The following is a 17,224-nucleotide window of genomic DNA, read 5'->3' as shown; positions in this document are numbered from 1 at the left end:
TAGAATCTTAGGCACGTTACTCGATAATGTCTCATCCTTGAAGTCCAATTATCGGATGTGCTGCGACAATGGTCGCCTGCCTCAATCGGGTAGGATTGGCGAAAATGTCGGGGCACGCTCTAAAAACAAGGAATACCGGGTTGAAACTCAGTGATATTGCACAATTGGCCGGTGTCTCCGTGACCACCGCCAGTTACGTCATCAATGGCAAGGCCGAACAGCAACGCATCAGCAGCGCCACTGTCGAGCGCGTGCGGGCAGTGGTCGAACAACATGGCTTCACGCCCAACCCGCAGGCCGCCGGGCTGCGCAGTCGGCACACCCGCACCCTGGGCTTCATTCTGCCGGACCTGGAAAACCCCAGTTACGCGCGAATCGCCAAACTGCTGGAACAAGGCGCCCGGGCGCGCGGCTATCAGCTGCTGATCGCCAGCTCCGACGATGCGCCGGACAGCGAACGGCAATTGCTGCAACTGTTCCGCGCCCGCCGCTGCGATGCGCTGATCGTCGCCAGTTGCCTGCCGGCCGGTGACGACAGTTATCGCCAGTTGCAGGCCAAAGGCATTCCGATCATCGCCATCGACCGGGTGATGGAGCCCGAGCATTTCTGCTCGGTGATCAGCGATGATCGCGAAGCCAGCCTGCACCTGACCCGCAGCCTGCTGACCCCGCTGCCAAAACAGATCGCGCTGCTCGGCGCACGCCCTGAATTGAGTATCAGCCAGGAGCGGGCAGCGGGCTTCAAGGAAGCGCTGAACGGTTTCAAAGGCGAGGCGCTGATCGAGCACGGCGAGTCGTTCAGCCGTGAGTGCGGCAAACAACTGATGGAAGAATTGATCCAACGCCTGGGCCATTTGCCGGATGCGCTGGTGACCACCTCCTACGTGCTGCTTCAGGGCGTGTTCGATGCCTTGCACGATTTCCCGCTGAAAAGCCGCCCGCTGCGCCTAGGCACCTTTGGTGATACGCAGTTGCTGGACTTCCTGCCGCTGCCGGTCAACGCCATGGCCCAGCAGCATCAACTGATCGCCGACAAAGCCCTGGAACTGGCAGTGACCGCCATCGAACAGGCCGATTACCAGCCCGGCGTGCAGGCCATCGCGCGGACGTTCAAGCAGCGTATTCTTCAGGACTGAACCGTGGAACTGATCGACACCCACACTCACCTGGACTTTCCGGACTTCGACCCGGATCGTCAGGCGCTGCTGGCCGAGAGCCGCGCCCTCGGCGTGCGGCGGATGGTGGTGCTGGGGGTGTATCAGGCCAATTGGCAGCGGGTCTGGGAGCTGGTGCAAAGCGATCCCGATCTGCACGCGGCGTTTGGTTTGCACCCGGTGTATCTGGATGACCATCGCCCTGAAGATTTGACCGAACTCGGTGACTGGCTGACGCGGTTAGCGGGCCATCGCCAGCTATGCGCGGTGGGCGAGATCGGTCTGGATTACTTCATCGAAACTCTGGATCGTGAACGTCAGCAAACGCTGTTCGACGCCCAACTGCAACTGGCGGCGGACTTCAATCTTCCAGCATTGATTCATGTGCGACGCAGCCACGCAGCGGTGATCGCCACACTCAAACGGTTTCGCTTGAAACGAGCGGGGATCATTCATGCCTTCGCCGGCAGCCAGGAAGAGGCTCGCGAATACATCAAGCTCGGTTTCAAACTCGGCCTCGGCGGCGCCGCGACCTGGCCACAAGCCTTGCGCATGCACCGGGTGATTGCCGGTTTGCCCCTTGAATCGGTGGTACTGGAAACCGACTCACCGGACATGGCCCCCGCCATGTTCCCCGGCCAGCGCAACAGCCCGGCTCATCTGCCGGCGATCTGCGAGGCACTGGCTGCCCTCATGGCGATCAGCCCCGAACAACTGGCCGCTGCCAGCACGGCCAACGCCTGTGAGCTGTTCAACTGGTAATCCGTTGATTCCCACATTTGATCTGCTTCGTGGCATCAAACCCGGAACGCACTGATCAACTGCTTGAGCTCCACCACCTGCGCCGACAGTGCTCGGCTCGCATTCTCGGTCTGGTGCGCGCCTTCGGCGGTGCGCTCGCCGGCGCGGTTGATCTCGACGATGTTCTGGTCGATGTCGTGAGCCACAGCGGTCTGCTGCTCTACCGCAGCGGCAATCTGCTGGTTCTGGTCGACGATCATGCCGACGGCGCCGAGGATGTTTTCCAGCGCCTGCTGGACCTTTTCCGACTGCCCGACCGTGCCGCTAGCCATCTGATGGCTGGTGCCCATTGCCTTGACCGCCGCACCGACACCGCTGTGCAACTTGGCGATCATCTGCTCGATTTCTTCGGTCGATTGCTGGGTGCGCTTGGCCAGGGTCCGCACCTCATCCGCCACCACCGCAAAACCCCGGCCCTGCTCGCCCGCGCGGGCGGCTTCGATGGCGGCGTTGAGGGCCAGCAGGTTGGTCTGTTCGGCAATGCTTTTGATCACCTCCAGCACACGACTGATGGACTGACTGTCGCTGGCCAGTTGATTGATCACCCGCACCGACTGATCGATTTCGCTGGCCAGTGCAGCGATGCTGCCCTGCTGGGACTCCACCAATCCGCGACCGCTGATGGTCTCGTCATTGACGCTGTGGGCACTGCTGACGGCCGCAGAGGCACTGCGCGCCACCTCCTGGGAAGTGGCCGACATCTGGTTCATCGCGGTGGCGACCTGTTCGATCTGCGTACGCTGCCCCGCTACCGCCTGGTTGCTCTGGGCGGACACGCTTTCGACCTGCCCGGCCTGGCGCTCGACCTCGCTGACGGTCTGCCCCACTCGCTCGATCAGGTCATGGATTTTCTTCACGGTACCGGTGAACACCTCACCCAACTCGCCCAGCTCGTCGCGGCTGTTGGCGCTGAAGGTCACGGTCATGTCACCGGCCGCCACCTTGTCCATCACTGCGCCCAGACGCTTGAGGGTGGTGCGAGTCGAAGCGTAGAACCCGCCATAGAGGTAAAAAATCAACACAAACACCAGCGCCAGCGCCACCGCCTGCAACACCATGTGGGTACGGTGCTGCTCCAGCCGCTGCTGCAACTGGGTGCCGAGAAACTTCAGGGTGGCTTCGTTGAGTTGATAGGTCTGGTCCATCAGGCCCGTGACCTGATCGAAAAAGGCCTGCCACGGCGCATCGAGGGTGTCGGCCATCACCACCTGTTCTTCGAACAGTTCACTGGCCTTTTTCAGGGAGGCCTTGCTGCTTTCTGCCTGAGCCGCCAGGGTTTCGTGCGCGGCTTTACTGGAGCCCAGAGCGTCCTTCAACTTCAGGCCGTATTCGGCCTGAAGTTTCTCGATCTGCGCCAGCAACTCATCGAATCGGGTACTCGAGGCCGAATTGAGAAAACCCTGCCCCAGCGAGTAAGACCCCATCGCCCGACCCTCGCCGAGTGTCTGGGTGACGGCCGGCGTGACGTTGGTAATGAGTTCGCTCAGCTGACGCATGTCGCTCTGGTTGTCGCGGCTCAGGCCGGCCTGACTGGCGATGATCTGGCTGAAAATCTGCGCGCTGCCGAGCAACTTGCCGATCAGCGCACTTTTGCTTTGCAGGGAGTTTTCCGCTTGCTGGGCCTTGAACGCGGCGATCATTTCATCGCGTTTGCCATCGAAAAACGTGATTTGCTCCGGGTCAGTAGTCATCGCCGCCAACCCCTGCAAACGGCTCAGGACGCTTTGCTCCAGGGCACTGATCGTCGATTCGACATGATTGGCCTTGCCGGACTGGCCCAGGGTGACGTTGATCTGTACCAGGTTGTTCAGGGTCTCCAGGTCCCGACGCAGGCTCAGGCCGCTGCCCAACAGGTCGAGGCTCTGCAACTCGATCCGGGTGCCCTGGAATTCGCGATAGGAGTCGCGCACCAGATAGAAGTTGGTCACCAGCATCGGTACGAGGAACAGCACGCTGATCAGGCTGAACTTCATGCCGAAGCTCAGGCGGTTCATCAGCGCGACGGCGGGATAGAGCAAGCTCTTCACTGTGAAGTCTCCCTTTGATTTCTTATTTTTATTGGCAGGCGCGCAGAGACAGCAGATAGCCACTATTGGCGCTGCCTCTGTATAGCCTAAATCGGAGGGAGGTTTTGTAACTTAAGGTTAACGACAGGTCGCCGTTGTTGGAGCGGATGAGCCCCTGTGGCGAGCCCCCTCGCCACAAAAGCGTCCGTAGATTGGAGTCAGGACAAAACAGTCCACAACGCAAAACCGGCATACCAAAGCACTGCCGCGCGCAGCAGCAGTTCCCAGATCCGGTCCAGGCTGTTGATGCCGTCCGGGCCGACCACCGGCGCCGGAATTTCACCGGCAACCAGTCCGACCTTCTCGATCAGTTGGGCGGCGCTGATGTTCCAGTTCAGCAGCTCATGCAGCATCACCCGGCTGACCGCGACAAAGTTGCCGACCAGCGCGAAGCTCGCCGCCAGCAACCGCACCGGCACCCAATCGAACGCGTGGCGCAGTTGTGTCGCGCGCTCGACCACGGCCGGGTTCTGCCCATGCTCTTCGGCCAGCGCCAGCAGCCGATAGCTCAGGGCCGCAACCGGGCCCAGCAGGAAGTACCAGAAGATCACCGCGAAAAAGCTCTGATAGGCCTCCCACAACAGATGCCCCTGCACCCGTTCCAGCAGTTGCTCGCCACTGTCGGCGCAGATATCCAGGTCGCGTTTGGCCACATGGGCGGCAGCCTGCAGGTCTTCCCGGCGCCAGGCATCGCGAAACGGCCCCAGGCCGGCCAGCAGATCGCCACGCCCCAGACTGTAAATCACCACCAACAGGTGCACGGGCAACGCCAGCAAGCCATAGGCCACCGGGTCCAGCACCACCAACAGCAACCCCAGCAGCGCCACCGGCAACAACACCAGCACCACCAGTATCAGCCACGGACGGTTGGTCATGCGTGGGCTCACTTCAAGCTTGTTCAGCTCACGCACCCAACCCGCATCACGTTGAACCCGATGGCGCAGGGCCGAGAATTTCTCGATCCAGACCGCTAACAGCAGCACCAGAAAACTCATTGTTGCTCCTCTTCTTCCTGAGCGGCTTTTGCCAGGTCCGCACGATAGCGCGCCCAGTCAAACGCCGGTCCCGGATCAGTCTTGCGCCCGGGTGCAATGTCGCTATGCCCACAGATACGTTGCGCGGTGATGCCTGTGAAGGCGCTTTGCAGCTGTCGGGTCAGAGTCGTCAACGCCTGATACTGCGCATCGGTAAACGGTAGATCATCCGTGCCTTCAAGCTCGATGCCCACGGAAAAATCATTACAGGTTTCCCGTCCCTCAAAACACGAAACGCCGGCGTGCCAGGCGCGCTCAAGACAAGAGACAAACTGAGTGACGGTGCCGTCACGTTCAATCAGAAAGTGCGCAGACACCCGCAGGTCGGCGATCCCTGCAAAGTAGGGATGTTCCGTGACATCCAGACGATTCTGGAAAAATTCCTGCACCTTGCCGGTCAGAAACTGCGCGGGCGGCAGACTGATGTTGTGGATCACCAGCAGGGAAATCTCGCCCTCGGGGCGCGCATTGAAGTTGGGCGAAGGGCATAAACGCACACCCTGACACCAACCACTCGCGGGGTCCAACTGCATACAGGCTCCTTCAACGACGACTGTGTTGGCGCCCAGTATGCCGCGATAGACCCTCGGCGCGCGATCACTTGCCGCGATTGAGACGCCGCAGGTTGCCCAGCACCGATTCCAGCGCCCGATCGAACAGCAAGGTGTCGTCCAGCGTGCGCACCGCGCCACGCCGAAACTCCAGGGCCAGGCCGGTACGGTTGTGCTCCAGCACTTTCATTCCGGTACGGTCGACAAAGATGTACTTGCCGGTGGATTCAATGATTGCCGTCAATTTACAACGCAGGGTGTTTTCCTCGTCTTCCTGAAACTCGACCCAGCACCCCGGGCGCAGTTGATCGACTTGCAGTAGCGCGGCATCACCCTCCGGCAAACGCACCGAGGCCGTTTCGACCGGGCCTTCGTCAGCAGTGCGAAGCACGATTTCCTCCTGCACTTCGACCATTATCGGCCCCTCGACAGGCGTGCTGTTCTGGCTCGGACGTTCAAACAGTTGAACGTGCAGGGCTTCCAGCTCGCTGAAAAACTCGCTGGTAGCGAACGGGTCGAATGCCGAGCTGTTCAGCCCATCGCGCAATGACTTGAGCAACCCTGGCACCAGCGCCAACAAGCGCAGGCTCGCATCGGGTTCGTCATGGCGCTGCACGCTCCAGATCAACTGCTCCATGGTCTGCACATCGGCGTGCCATTCGGCGGACTGATCACCGTGCTTGAGGCCGGTCAGCAACAGCACTTTGCTCCAGGCCTCCTGAACAAACACCACCACGCTGTGCGGCAAAACCTTGCCCACCAACACCTGATTCAGCGCCTGCTCGACGCGCTGACGGGCCAGTTCGGTCCTGGCGCGGCCTTCTTCGGCGTCTCGGGTGCGCTGCTCCAGCAATTCACTGCGACGACGCTCGTCATGGGTGAAGGCGAGGAAATCCGCAAGCAGTTCGGAAAAGATCGCCGGGTCATCGACAAAGTCGTTCAACAAGCGCTGCACCACCTGCTCAATGCGCAGGTACAGACTGTCGCGCTGATGGTCATCGCACTCGCCCCAGCCCATGGCCGCCGCGGCGATTTCGTTGAGCAAGCGCCGGGCGGGATGGCTGCTGCGGCTGAAAAAACTCTTGTCGAGCACTGCGACTTTCAGCATCGGAATCTGCAAGCGGCCAATCAGCGCCTTGAGGGAGTCCGGCAGGTTGCGGTCATCGAGAATGCATTCGAAGAGCATGGCGATCAGGTTGATCACGTCTTCATCAGCCACCCCGACCACCCGCGACCTGCCACTTTTGACGCTGACCCGGGTCAGCAGCAGTTCGAGCTGGTTACGCAGGTCGAAGTCGTCCTGAACCGCCAGCGCCGGCACATATTGCTGCAAGTGCGAGAGCAGTCGCAACAGGTCGCGGGTGGAAATGGGCTGGGTCTGGGCACTGACCTCCAGGGTCGGCGCAACGCTGCCGCGCACATGGAGCAGCAACTCCTGCAAGGCGGCGAAAACTTCCTGCACCCCCTCGTCAATCTGTGGATTGCTGCTGCGACTCCCTGCCTCGACAGGGTCGGCGTGAGCACTGGCAGCCGCTCGATCAGTGGCACGCCGCGCCGGGGCGGGCTTGAGGTCCGGCAGCACACCGGTGGCGATCAGCAATTGATTGGCTTCGGCGTAGAGCTGATCGGCGTTGCTGAGCACATAGCGCTCAAACAGCTTGAGGATGATCAGCTTGACCTTGATCTCCATCCCCAGGTTGCGACCCGCCTGCAGGAAATACTCGCAGAGCAGCGTCGGCCCCAGGGGGTTGTGCTGTTCGACCAGTTTCTTGCCCAACAGGGTGCTCAGTCGGGCGGTGAGTTGGTCGAGGGCGAAGCCATCGCGGTTCAGCACTTTGCCGACCATGATCTCCACCGCCACATTACGCTCCATGTCGTCATGGGATAGCGACGCCGAGGTATCGAAAGCCAATGCCCGGGGCAAGGCAGCCTGTGAGGTGTCGCACTGCGTGAGTCTGAGGAAAGCCTCGAGGAACTGCTCGAGAAAACCGCGCTCGATACTTTTGCGCTTGAGGCGCAAATCGCGCATGGCTTCGAAGAAAATGTTTTGCTCGACATCGTTTCGGGCCCGGTCGGCCATTTCGAACAAGGTGTCGTCGGCGTTATCGAACAGCTCCTGCAAACCCTGCTTGAGCTGTTGGGCAGCTTTGTCGCGAACCTGAAGCAGAATCACGGGCAGGCGGGCGAGCAGCGAATGAGTCGCCTGATCGGTAGTCGCCTTGTGCAAAGGCACTACATTCCCGTCGTTGTGCATCCAAGCCTCCTGAAACGGTGATTCTTCGGTTCGGTAAGAAAGATCGAGCACGCCGGCCACACAGCCGGCGTTCAGCGGAGAACATTGCACACCCGCTGTCATTCAATAATCGGGAATCCAAAGGTGCGTCAAAGCTATGACGTCAAATGCAAGGCAGAATTATCTGCAAAAGACCTCTCTTGTGCCAGCAGACTCTGCGCTCCCAAAGAAACAGACGTTTATGAAAGACCCTTGCTTCGAGTCAATTGCTCACGCGAATCGACCAAATGCAGGTTTGCGAACGACGGGATGGTTGTTGATGCCTTGGGTTGCCTCGCGCCATGGCCCTATAATCGGGCCACTTTGTTTGTGGAGCCCGTTATGCCGAATCTACGTCTCGCCGATTTGACCGCCGAAATCGAAGCCAACGTGCGCCGTGCGTTGCTCGAGGACATCGGCAGCGGCGACATCACCGCGCAACTGATCCCGGCCGAACGTCTGGCCAAAGCCACCATCATCACCCGCGACGCGGCCGTCATCAGCGGCACTGCATGGGTCGATGCCGTGTTTCGGCAGCTGGATCCGCGGGTCGCCGTGCACTGGCAGGTGAGCGATGGCGAGCGGGTGAAACCCAATCAGGCGCTGTTCCACCTCGAAGGCCCGGCACGCTCGCTGCTCACCGGCGAACGCAGCGCGCTGAACTTCCTGCAGCTGCTTTCGGGCGTGGCCACGCGCGCGCAGTACCTGGCGGATTTCGTCGCCCAGACCCAAGTGAAGTTGCTCGATACCCGCAAAACCCTGCCGGGGCTGCGTCTGGCCCAGAAATACGCCGTGACCTGCGGCGGTTGCTACAACCACCGCATCGGCCTGTATGACGCCTTCCTGATCAAGGAAAACCATATCGCCGCCTGCGGTGGCATCCCTGAGGCTATTGCTGCCGCGCACAAGATCGCTCCGGGCAAACCGGTGGAGATCGAAGTGGAGAACCTGACGGAGCTCAAAGAAGCCCTGGCGGCGGGGGCCGACATCATCATGCTCGATGAACTGAGCCTGGATGACATGCGTGAAGCCGTGCGCCTGAATGCCGGCAAGGCAAAACTGGAGGCCAGTGGCGGCATCAACGAAAGTACGTTGCTGCCGATTGCGCAAACCGGGGTGGATTACATTTCGATTGGTGCGATGACCAAGGATGTGAAGGCGGTGGATCTGTCGATGCGACTGAGCCTCTGAGTTCTTCGCATAAAGAAAAACGCCAGCCCCGATGAGGCTGGCGTTTTTGTATCAGACCACCAGATTGTTCATCTCGCAGTACTCTTCCCACTCGACACCCAATACCTCGGCCGCTTCCTTGTGCAGCGCCAGGCGCGCAGCCTCGAACTCTTCCGGGGTTGAGGTGTACTTGAGCGTCAGCTCCCACGGCTGCAAGCCCTGGGCTTCTGCCTCATCCTCGAACGCCCACTGGATCTGGTCCTTCTGATCGTCGGCAGGCAAGTCCTTGATCTCTTCCAGTAACTGGGGTGCATCCAGTACGTACTTTTTCAGGGCTTCTTCGTGTCTGGCTTCTTGGGTCAATTCTTTAACGGTCATGGCGTTCTCGCTGATCTGGGGAATGGAAGATGGATCTGGATCATCAAGGATCTCTCTGACGCAAAAAAACCGTTTGAAGCCCGGTTTGTCTGGCCTTCAGAACCATTCGGGATCATCTGAAAACTGCTGGGCGATGCTCATGCAGGCAACGAATATAGGACGTTTTGCCGACGATTTACACGGCTCTTTACATCTATCCCGCAAAAAGCTGTGTGCAAGAGATGCTGGAGACCTCGGGGAACATAAATTCAAATCCCAAGTCATAGCGATGTGCCATATCGGCACTTCACAAGGAACCCCAGTGATGCGCAGTTTTTCGAAGCTTTCGTCTACCCGTCTTGCCGCTGCTACCCTGCTGCTCGGCAGCCTGACATTGGCCAGTGCAGCTCAAGCGGCTGTCGAAGTCGCCTCTGACCCTTCGCTGTACTCCGACAAAATCTCTGCCCTCCACAATTCATACGGCAAGGACACGCTCGTCAGAACCAGTGTCAGCATCGATGATCTGGAAAACCTGCAAAAAACCGTGAAGGCCAATGCCAGCGATCTCGAAAGCCAGAAGCGCACTATCAGCGAACAGGCCCGTCAGATCGAAGAACTCAAACGCAACAGTGGTTCCAGCACCAGCTCCAGCAGCAAGGAGATTGATGATCTCAAGCGCACGGTCAATGAACAGGAACGCGACCTGAACACTCTCACCAAACAAGTGGAAGAGCTCAAGCGCAACAGCGGTTCCAGCTCCAGCTCGAACAACAGCGAGATCTCCAGTCTTAAACGGGAAATCAGCGATCAGGATCGCGCGATGGATCAGCTCAAGCGCACCGTCGAGGAGCTGAGCAGAAAGGTGAAGTAAGCGGGGAAAATGGTGCCCGAGACAGGAATCGAACCTGCGACCTTCGCGTTACGAGTGCGCTGCTCTACCGGCTGAGCTACACGGGCTGTGGGCTAAACCTAGCACCGGTCTCGAGGTCCGGCAACTTGTGGCGAGGGAGCAAGCTCCCTCGCCACACCAAATTCCACGCTCAGCTTTTTCCTGCACACAGCAAAACGCCCCGAACCAGTCGGGGCGTTTTGCTGTTCAACGGTCAGGCGCGGGGGTAATTAAACGCCCGAAGCCTTGGCCGCTGCTACGTCTTTGATGGACAGCTTGATACGGCCGCGGTTGTCCACGTCCAGTACCAGAACTTCCACTTCCTGGCCTTCTTTCAGGATGTCGGTCACTTTCTCAACGCGAGCGTCGCTCAGCATCGAGATGTGAACCAGACCGTCCTTGCCAGGCAGGATGTTGACGAACGCGCCGAAGTCGACGATGCGCTCAACCTTACCGACGTAGATCTTGCCGATTTCAGCTTCAGCGGTGATGCCCAGAACGCGCTGGCGTGCAGCTTCAGCCGCTTCCTTGGTTTCGCCGAAGATCTTGATCGAGCCGTCGTCTTCGATGTCGATCGAAGCCTTGGTCTCTTCACAGATCGCACGAATGGTCGCGCCACCTTTACCGATGACATCACGGATTTTGTCGGTGTCGATTTTCATCGCGATCATGGTCGGAGCGTTTTCCGACAGTTCGGTACGCGACTGGCCAATGATCTGGTTCATCTGACCGAGGATATTCAGGCGCGCTTCCAGGGCTTGGCCCAGAGCGATTTCCATGATTTCTTCGGTGATGCCCTTGATCTTGATGTCCATCTGCAGCGCGGTAACACCTTTGGCGGTACCGGCTACTTTGAAGTCCATGTCGCCCAGGTGGTCTTCGTCACCCAGGATGTCAGTCAGGACGGCGAATTTCTCGCCTTCTTTAACCAGACCCATGGCGATACCGGCAACCGGTGCCTTCATCGGTACACCGGCGTCCATCAGCGCCAGGGAAGCGCCGCAGACCGAAGCCATGGAGCTCGAACCGTTGGACTCGGTGATTTCCGACACGACACGGATGGTGTACGGGAACACGTCGGCAGCAGGCAGCATGGCCTGAACCGAACGACGAGCCAGACGGCCGTGACCGATTTCACGACGACCAGCGCCACCCATGCGACCACACTCGCCCACCGAGAACGGAGGGAAGTTGTAGTGCAGCATGAACGGGTCTTTTTTCTCGCCTTCCAGGGTGTCCAGCAGCTGTGCGTCACGGGCGGTGCCCAGTGTCGCGACGACCAGAGCCTGGGTTTCGCCACGGGTGAACAGTGCCGAACCGTGGGTCTTCGGCAGAACACCCACTTCGATGTTCAGCGGACGTACGGTGCGGGTGTCGCGGCCGTCGATACGTGGCTTGCCGTTAACGATGTTTTCGCGAACGGTGCGGTATTCGATTTCGCCGAAAGCAGCTTTGACGTCAGCAGCGGAAGGCTGGCCTTCTTCACCGGACAGCTTGGCAACCACTTGGTCTTTCAGTTCGCCCAGGCGAGCGTAACGGTCGGCCTTGATGGTGATGGTGTAAGCCTGGGAGATCGCTTCGCCGAACTCGGCACGGATAGCACCCAGCAGAGCAGTGGCTTCTGGCTGAGGAGCCCAGGCCCAGGTCGGCTTGGCAGCTTCAGCGGCCAGTTCTTTAACGGCGTTGATCACCACCTGGAACTCGTCGTGAGCAAACAGTACCGCGCCCAGCATCTGGTCTTCGGTCAGCTCTTTGGCTTCCGATTCAACCATCAACACGGCTTCCGAAGTACCGGCAACGACCATGTCCAGGCTCGAAGCTTTCAGTTGTTCGTAAGTCGGGTTCAGCAGGTAACCGGTGCTTTCGTGGAATGCAACGCGGGCAGCGCCGATCGGGCCATCGAAAGGAATGCCGGAGATAGCCAGCGCAGCCGAGGTACCGATCATCGCTGCGATGTCCGGATCGGTCTTCTTGCTGGTGGAAACGACGGTGCAGACAACCTGCACTTCGTTCATGAAACCTTCAGGGAACAGCGGACGGATCGGACGGTCGATCAGTCGGGAAGTCAGGGTTTCTTTCTCGGAAGGACGGCCTTCACGCTTGAAGAAACCGCCAGGGATCTTACCGGCGGCGTAAGTCTTTTCCTGGTAGTGAACAGACAGAGGGAAGAAACCCTTGCCTGGATCAGCTTGTTTGGCACCGACTACGGTCACCAATACGCTGACGTCGTCGTCAACGGTGACCAATACTGCGCCGGAGGCCTGACGGGCGATACGGCCAGTCTCGAGGGTAACGGTCGACTGACCGAACTGGAATTTTTTGATTACCGGGTTCACGGTGTCCTACCTTCTTTGTGGCTCTTGGGGGAACTGGTTTCTTGCGAAATTCTTGGGCAACGCCGGGAATCGGCCCGACTGTCATTGTCCAGGGTAAAACTATTGTCCAGATAAAACTTGAGGCTGGGAGCCTGCCATGTACCTGCGGGAAACCCGCTGGCACACAGCAAACAACCAACCTCTAGCGCAATCGCTTATTAGCGACGCAGACCCAGGCGAGCGATCAGAGCGCTGTAACGGCTCACGTCCTTGCCTTTCAGGTAGTCCAGCAGCTTACGACGCTGGTTAACCATGCGGATCAGACCACGACGGGAGTGGTGATCTTTACCGTTGGCCTTGAAGTGACCTTGCAGTTTGTTGATGTTGGCGGTCAGCAGTGCAACTTGCACTTCTGGCGAACCAGTGTCACCAACAGCTTGCTGGTAGTCAGCTACGATTTGAGCTTTTTCTTGAACGTCGAGAGCCATGAGGCAATCCTTTTATCAGGAAACCGTTTCAGAAAAACAGTTTCAACAGGCCAGGGACAAATCCCTGTATCTAAAAATGAGTAGTGACCGTGCCTGTTAACAGCCACCCTCGTTCGGTCATTCTGACCGAATCAGTCGACGTGGCGCGATGCGCCCGTCTTCGCTCACTTCACCGATACCGATGAAGCGACCATTGTGATCCTGTACCCGTACCATGCCAAATTTCGGTGCATCCGGGGCACGTACCGGCTGGCCGTTGAGCCAGTAGAACGCGCTCGCTTCCGAGAACTGCAACAGTGGCCAATCCAGCAGGCCGCTGTCCGATGGCATCAGGAAGCGGTCGACCGCTTCGTTGCCGCCTTCGGCATGTACCGCTTCCAGCTCTTCCAGAGTGACGGTCTGTGCAAGCGTGAAAGGCCCGGCCTGGGTACGTCGCAATTCAGCCACGTAAGCGCCACAACCGAGTTGCTCACCGATATCCTCCACCAGGGTACGGATATAGGTGCCTTTGCTGCAATCCACCGCAAGCCGCGCAGTATCACCCTCAAAGGCCAGTAATTCCAAGCGCGCAATAGTAACAGAACGCGGTTCGCGCTCCACTACTTCACCTGCACGGGCCAGCTTGTACAGCGGCTGCCCATCGCGCTTGAGTGCCGAGTACATCGGCGGTATCTGACTGATTTGCCCACGAAATTTCGGCAACACAGCTTCGATATCGGCACGACCAACGGTCACCGGACGTTCCAGCAAAACCTCACCTTCGGCATCCGCCGTGGTGGTGGTCTTGCCCAGTTGCGCCAGGGTTTCATAACCTTTGTCGGAATCGAGCAGGTATTGCGAGAACTTGGTGGCCTCGCCGAAGCACAACGGCAACACGCCAGTGGCCAGCGGATCGAGACTGCCGGTATGCCCGGCCTTCTCGGCATTGAGCAACCAGCGGACCTTCTGCAACGCCGCATTGGAAGTGAACCCCAACGGCTTGTCGAGCAGGATGATACCGCTGACGTTACGACGGATACGTTTGACCTGAGCCACCGATTACTCCTTGGCGTCTTCGGGTTCAGCCGCTACCGGGTGCTGATTGTCTTCAGCCACCGCGCGTTCGATCAGGGCCGACAGGTGCGCACCACGCACGACACTTTCGTCGTAATGGAAGTGCAACTGTGGAACGCTGCGCAATTTCATCTCGCGAGCCAACTGCATGCGCAGGAAACCGGCGGCGGAGTTGAGCACCTTGATGCTTTGCGCGATGTCGTCGCGGCTGTCCTGTCCCATCACGGTGATGAAGATCTTGGCGTGACCGACGTCACGGCTGACTTCAACAGCGGTAATGGTGACCAGCCCGACGCGCGGGTCTTTGACTTCACGACGGATCAGCTGTGCCAGCTCACGCTGCATCTGATCGCCGATACGTTGGGTACGGCTATATTCTTTTGCCATGTCTTGTTACCTGTTACTGCCCCACGGTGAAACCCGAAGGGTCTGAAAGCGGCAAACGCCCGGCCTGACAAAAGCCAGACCGGGCGTTGCGTTTAGAGTCCGACTGATGCGCCGCGCAATTGCATGCGGCTGGCCATCACGGCTCTTGAAGTGCGCGAGTTAGAGGCTGCGAGCAACCTGAACCTTCTCGAAGACTTCGATCTTGTCACCGACTTTGACGTCGTTGTAGCTCTTCACGCCGATACCGCATTCCATGCCGGCACGTACTTCGGAAGCGTCATCCTTGAAGCGGCGCAGGGATTCCAGCTCGCCTTCGAAGATAACGATGTCTTCACGCAGTACACGGATTGGACGGTTACGGTGAACAACACCTTCGATAACCATGCAACCGGCGATCGCGCCAAACTTCGGCGAACGGAACACGTCACGCACTTCAGCGGTACCCAGGATGTTCTCGCGAACATCGCTGCCCAGCATACCGGTAAGGGCTTTCTTGACGTCTTCGATGATGTCGTAGATCACGTTGTAGTAACGCATATCCAGACCTTCCTGCTCGACGATCTTGCGAGCGCCGGCATCGGCACGCACGTTGAAGCCGAACAGTACAGCGTTGGAGGCCAGTGCCAGGTTGGCGTCGGATTCGGTGATACCACCGACACCGCCACCGACCACACGCACTTGCACTTCGTCGTTACCCAGGCCATTCAAGGCACCGTTCAACGCTTCCAGCGAACCACGGACGTCGGATTTGAGGACGATGTTGAGCGTCTTCTTCTCTTCCTGACCCATGTTCTCGAAGATGTTTTCAAGCTTGCCGGCGTGAGCACGGGCCAGTTTGACTTCGCGGAACTTGCCTTGACGGAACAGAGCCACTTCACGGGCTTTCTTCTCGTCAGCAACTACGCTCATCTCGTCGCCAGCGTCCGGAGTACCGTCCAGGCCGAGGATCTCGACAGGGATGGAAGGACCGGCTTCCTTGATTGGCTTGCCGTTCTCGTCGAGCATGGCGCGAACGCGGCCATAGTTCGAACCGACCAGAACCATGTCGCCCTGGCGCAGGGTACCGTCTTGAACCAGAACGGTTGCAACCGGGCCACGACCTTTGTCGAGACGCGATTCAACCACAACACCACGACCAGGGGCCGATGGGGTTGCTTTCAGTTCGAGAACTTCAGCTTGCAGCAGAACAGCTTCGAGCAACTCGTCCACGCCGGTACCGACTTTCGCCGAAACCGATACGAACGGGGTGTCGCCGCCCCACTCTTCCGAAGTCACGCCGTGAACCGACAATTCGCTACGGATGCGATCGAGATCGGCGCCCGGCTTGTCGATTTTGTTCACTGCAACAACCAGAGGTACGCCAGCCGCCTGAGCGTGCTGAACAGCTTCAACGGTCTGCGGCATTACGCCGTCGTCCGCTGCAACCACCAGGATCACGATGTCGGTCGCCTTGGCACCACGGGCACGCATGGCGGTAAACGCGGCGTGACCAGGGGTGTCGAGGAAGGTGACCATGCCGCGTTCGGTTTCAACGTGGTACGCACCGATGTGCTGGGTGATACCACCGGCTTCGCCAGCAGCTACCTTGGCACGACGGATGTAGTCGAGCAGCGAGGTCTTACCGTGGTCAACGTGACCCATTACGGTCACAACCGGTGCACGGGAGAACGTCTCACCTTCAAACTTCAGGGACTCGGCCAGGGAATCTTCCAGGGCGGTGTCGCTGACCAGGGTCACTTTGTGGCCCAGCTCTTCGGCAACCAGTTGGGCAGTTTCCTGATCCAGTACCTGGTTGATGGTCGCTGGGGTACCCAGTTTGAACATGAACTTGATGATTTCAGCAGCCTTGACCGACATCTGCTGGGCGAGATCGCCAACAGTGATGGTCTCGCCGATCTTCACTTCGCGCACAACAGGGCCGGTTGGGCTCTGGAAACCGTGGGCGTTGCGTTTCTTCAGCTTGGCCTTGCCGCGACCACCGCGACGGAAGCCATCGCTTTCTTCGTCGGTAGTACGTGGGGCAACACGTGGAGCAGGCGCTTTTTCCTTGACCGAAGCACGATGCGGAGCGTTTTTGCGCTCGCCATCACCACTGCCACGACGATTGCTATCGTCGGCACGTGGTTTGTCCGGACGACGCTGCTCGTCGCGCTTGCGAGTGTCGGCTGCCGGTGCAGGTGCAGCGGCCACGACCGGGGCGCTCTCACGCACAGGTTCGGCAACTGCAACAGGCGCTGCGACAGCTTCGACAGGAGCGGTTTGCGCAGCAGCAGGCTGGCGACGCGCTTCTTCTTCGGCGCGACGCTTGGCTTCTTCTTCAGCCTTCTGACGTGCAGCATTTTCTACTGCGCGACGTTCTTCCAGTTCGCGTTTGCGCTCGGCTTCGATTTCTTCCGGGCTGCGCTGCACGAAGACTTTCTTCTTGCGTACTTCAACGCTGATGCTTTTGCTGCCAGCAACACGCAGGGTGCTGGTGGTTTTACGCTGCAGCGTGATCTTGCGTGGTTCTTCCACTTTCGCCTTGTGGCTGCTTTTCAAGTGAGTCAGCAAAGATTGCTTCTCACTGTCAGTCACATGTTCTTCGGCGGCGGTGTGCGGCAGACCTGCCTCACGCATCTGCTGCAACAGGCGCTCTACCGGTGTTTTGACCTCATCGGCCAGTTGTTTCACCGTGACTTGCGTCATGC

The 17,224-nt window shown here is 59.1% G+C and carries 14 protein-coding genes and 1 tRNA gene; 4 read left to right on the top strand and 11 right to left on the bottom strand.

The window, feature by feature from the left end:
• The first annotated feature begins 140 nt into the window (after positions 1–140).
• Together cra and FFH90_RS05000 are read left to right on the top strand one after the other, a co-directional pair.
• Positions 141–1,136: a catabolite repressor/activator gene (cra, locus tag FFH90_RS05005; RefSeq protein WP_018929498.1), complete on the top strand. Its 996-nt coding sequence runs from the start codon at positions 141–143 to the stop codon at positions 1,134–1,136.
• Between the two features lie 3 nt (positions 1,137–1,139).
• A complete protein-coding gene (locus FFH90_RS05000) occupies positions 1,140–1,916 on the top strand; it encodes a TatD family hydrolase (protein ID WP_138866770.1) in 777 nt (258 codons plus the stop codon).
• A 35-nt stretch (positions 1,917–1,951) separates the two neighbouring features.
• Here the strand turns inward: FFH90_RS05000 and FFH90_RS30595 are convergent, their stop codons facing one another.
• From FFH90_RS30595 to FFH90_RS04980, 4 genes are all read right to left on the bottom strand, one after another.
• On the bottom strand, positions 1,952–2,656 hold the full coding sequence (locus tag FFH90_RS30595) for a methyl-accepting chemotaxis protein (protein WP_370741150.1): 705 nt from the start codon (positions 2,654–2,656) through the stop codon (positions 1,952–1,954).
• A gap of 1,523 nt (positions 2,657–4,179) precedes the next feature.
• Positions 4,180–5,016: a regulatory signaling modulator protein AmpE gene (ampE, locus tag FFH90_RS04990; RefSeq protein ID WP_086945991.1), complete on the bottom strand. Its 837-nt coding sequence runs from the start codon at positions 5,014–5,016 to the stop codon at positions 4,180–4,182.
• The gene (gene ampD, locus FFH90_RS04985) at positions 5,013–5,588 is read right to left on the bottom strand and encodes a 1,6-anhydro-N-acetylmuramyl-L-alanine amidase AmpD (RefSeq protein WP_018929494.1); all 576 of its coding nucleotides are present in this window, start codon (positions 5,586–5,588) and stop codon (positions 5,013–5,015) included. Before ampD ends, ampE begins: the two co-directional genes overlap by 4 nt.
• 64 nt (positions 5,589–5,652) lie before the next feature.
• Positions 5,653–7,860, bottom strand: a complete 2,208-nt coding sequence (locus FFH90_RS04980; protein WP_111454485.1) for a DUF1631 domain-containing protein — start codon at positions 7,858–7,860, stop codon at positions 5,653–5,655.
• Between the two features lie 360 nt (positions 7,861–8,220).
• Here FFH90_RS04980 and nadC point away from each other — a divergent pair, with 360 nt between their 5' ends.
• Positions 8,221–9,069 (top strand): carboxylating nicotinate-nucleotide diphosphorylase, encoded by an 849-nt coding sequence (gene nadC, locus FFH90_RS04975; RefSeq protein ID WP_019582448.1) that lies wholly within the window; start codon positions 8,221–8,223, stop codon positions 9,067–9,069.
• A gap of 51 nt (positions 9,070–9,120) precedes the next feature.
• Here the strand turns inward: nadC and FFH90_RS04970 are convergent, their stop codons facing one another.
• The gene (locus tag FFH90_RS04970; protein ID WP_018929491.1) at positions 9,121–9,426 is read right to left on the bottom strand and encodes a DUF6388 family protein; all 306 of its coding nucleotides are present in this window, start codon (positions 9,424–9,426) and stop codon (positions 9,121–9,123) included.
• A gap of 304 nt (positions 9,427–9,730) precedes the next feature.
• On the opposite strand from FFH90_RS04970, the gene FFH90_RS04965 reads away from it, so the two are divergent.
• Positions 9,731–10,276 (top strand): hypothetical protein, encoded by a 546-nt coding sequence (locus tag FFH90_RS04965; RefSeq protein WP_018929490.1) that lies wholly within the window; start codon positions 9,731–9,733, stop codon positions 10,274–10,276.
• Positions 10,277–10,286: 10 nt separating this feature from the next.
• Here the strand turns inward: FFH90_RS04965 and FFH90_RS04960 are convergent.
• The 6 genes from FFH90_RS04960 to infB all read right to left on the bottom strand — a co-directional run bounded on the left by FFH90_RS04960 (position 10,287) and on the right by infB (position 17,222).
• Positions 10,287–10,362: transfer RNA gene (locus tag FFH90_RS04960), tRNA-Thr, on the bottom strand.
• 162 nt (positions 10,363–10,524) lie between these two features.
• On the bottom strand, positions 10,525–12,630 hold the full coding sequence (pnp, locus tag FFH90_RS04955) for a polyribonucleotide nucleotidyltransferase (RefSeq protein ID WP_018929489.1): 2,106 nt from the start codon (positions 12,628–12,630) through the stop codon (positions 10,525–10,527).
• A gap of 197 nt (positions 12,631–12,827) precedes the next feature.
• Complete coding sequence (gene rpsO, locus FFH90_RS04950; protein WP_011332409.1) at positions 12,828–13,097, bottom strand: 30S ribosomal protein S15; 270 nt, start codon at positions 13,095–13,097, stop codon at positions 12,828–12,830.
• Between the two features lie 117 nt (positions 13,098–13,214).
• Positions 13,215–14,132 (bottom strand): tRNA pseudouridine(55) synthase TruB, encoded by a 918-nt coding sequence (truB, locus tag FFH90_RS04945; protein ID WP_007933551.1) that lies wholly within the window; start codon positions 14,130–14,132, stop codon positions 13,215–13,217.
• 3 nt (positions 14,133–14,135) lie between these two features.
• A complete protein-coding gene (gene rbfA / locus FFH90_RS04940; protein ID WP_007900467.1) occupies positions 14,136–14,537 on the bottom strand; it encodes a 30S ribosome-binding factor RbfA in 402 nt (133 codons plus the stop codon).
• Positions 14,538–14,696: 159 nt separating this feature from the next.
• Positions 14,697–17,222, bottom strand: coding sequence for a translation initiation factor IF-2 (gene infB / locus FFH90_RS04935; protein ID WP_086945987.1), 2,526 nt, complete (start codon positions 17,220–17,222; stop codon positions 14,697–14,699).
• Positions 17,223–17,224: the final 2 nt, after the last annotated feature.

The sequence above is a fragment of the Pseudomonas sp. ATCC 43928 genome, assembly GCF_005938665.2.
Classification (GTDB): domain Bacteria; phylum Pseudomonadota; class Gammaproteobacteria; order Pseudomonadales; family Pseudomonadaceae; genus Aquipseudomonas.
This window is presented reverse-complemented; position numbering and strand designations above follow the sequence as displayed.

Bases quoted from the DNA above. Each gene is read 5' to 3' on its own strand.
- ampE (WP_086945991.1), bottom strand. From the start codon at position 5,016: ATGAGTTTTCTGGTGCTGCTGTTAGCGGTCTGGATCGAGAAATTCTCG.
- nadC (WP_019582448.1), top strand. From the start codon at position 8,221: ATGCCGAATCTACGTCTCGCCGATTTGACCGCCGAAATCGAAGCCAAC.
- ampD (WP_018929494.1), bottom strand. From the start codon at position 5,588: ATGCAGTTGGACCCCGCGAGTGGTTGGTGTCAGGGTGTGCGTTTATGC.
- rpsO (WP_011332409.1), bottom strand. From the start codon at position 13,097: ATGGCTCTCGACGTTCAAGAAAAAGCTCAAATCGTAGCTGACTACCAG.
- rbfA (WP_007900467.1), bottom strand. From the start codon at position 14,537: ATGGCAAAAGAATATAGCCGTACCCAACGTATCGGCGATCAGATGCAG.
- infB (WP_086945987.1), bottom strand. From the start codon at position 17,222: ATGACGCAAGTCACGGTGAAACAACTGGCCGATGAGGTCAAAACACCG.
- FFH90_RS30595 (WP_370741150.1), bottom strand. From the start codon at position 2,656: ATGTCGGCCACTTCCCAGGAGGTGGCGCGCAGTGCCTCTGCGGCCGTC.
- FFH90_RS04970 (WP_018929491.1), bottom strand. From the start codon at position 9,426: ATGACCGTTAAAGAATTGACCCAAGAAGCCAGACACGAAGAAGCCCTG.
- FFH90_RS04980 (WP_111454485.1), bottom strand. From the start codon at position 7,860: ATGCACAACGACGGGAATGTAGTGCCTTTGCACAAGGCGACTACCGAT.
- FFH90_RS04965 (WP_018929490.1), top strand. From the start codon at position 9,731: ATGCGCAGTTTTTCGAAGCTTTCGTCTACCCGTCTTGCCGCTGCTACC.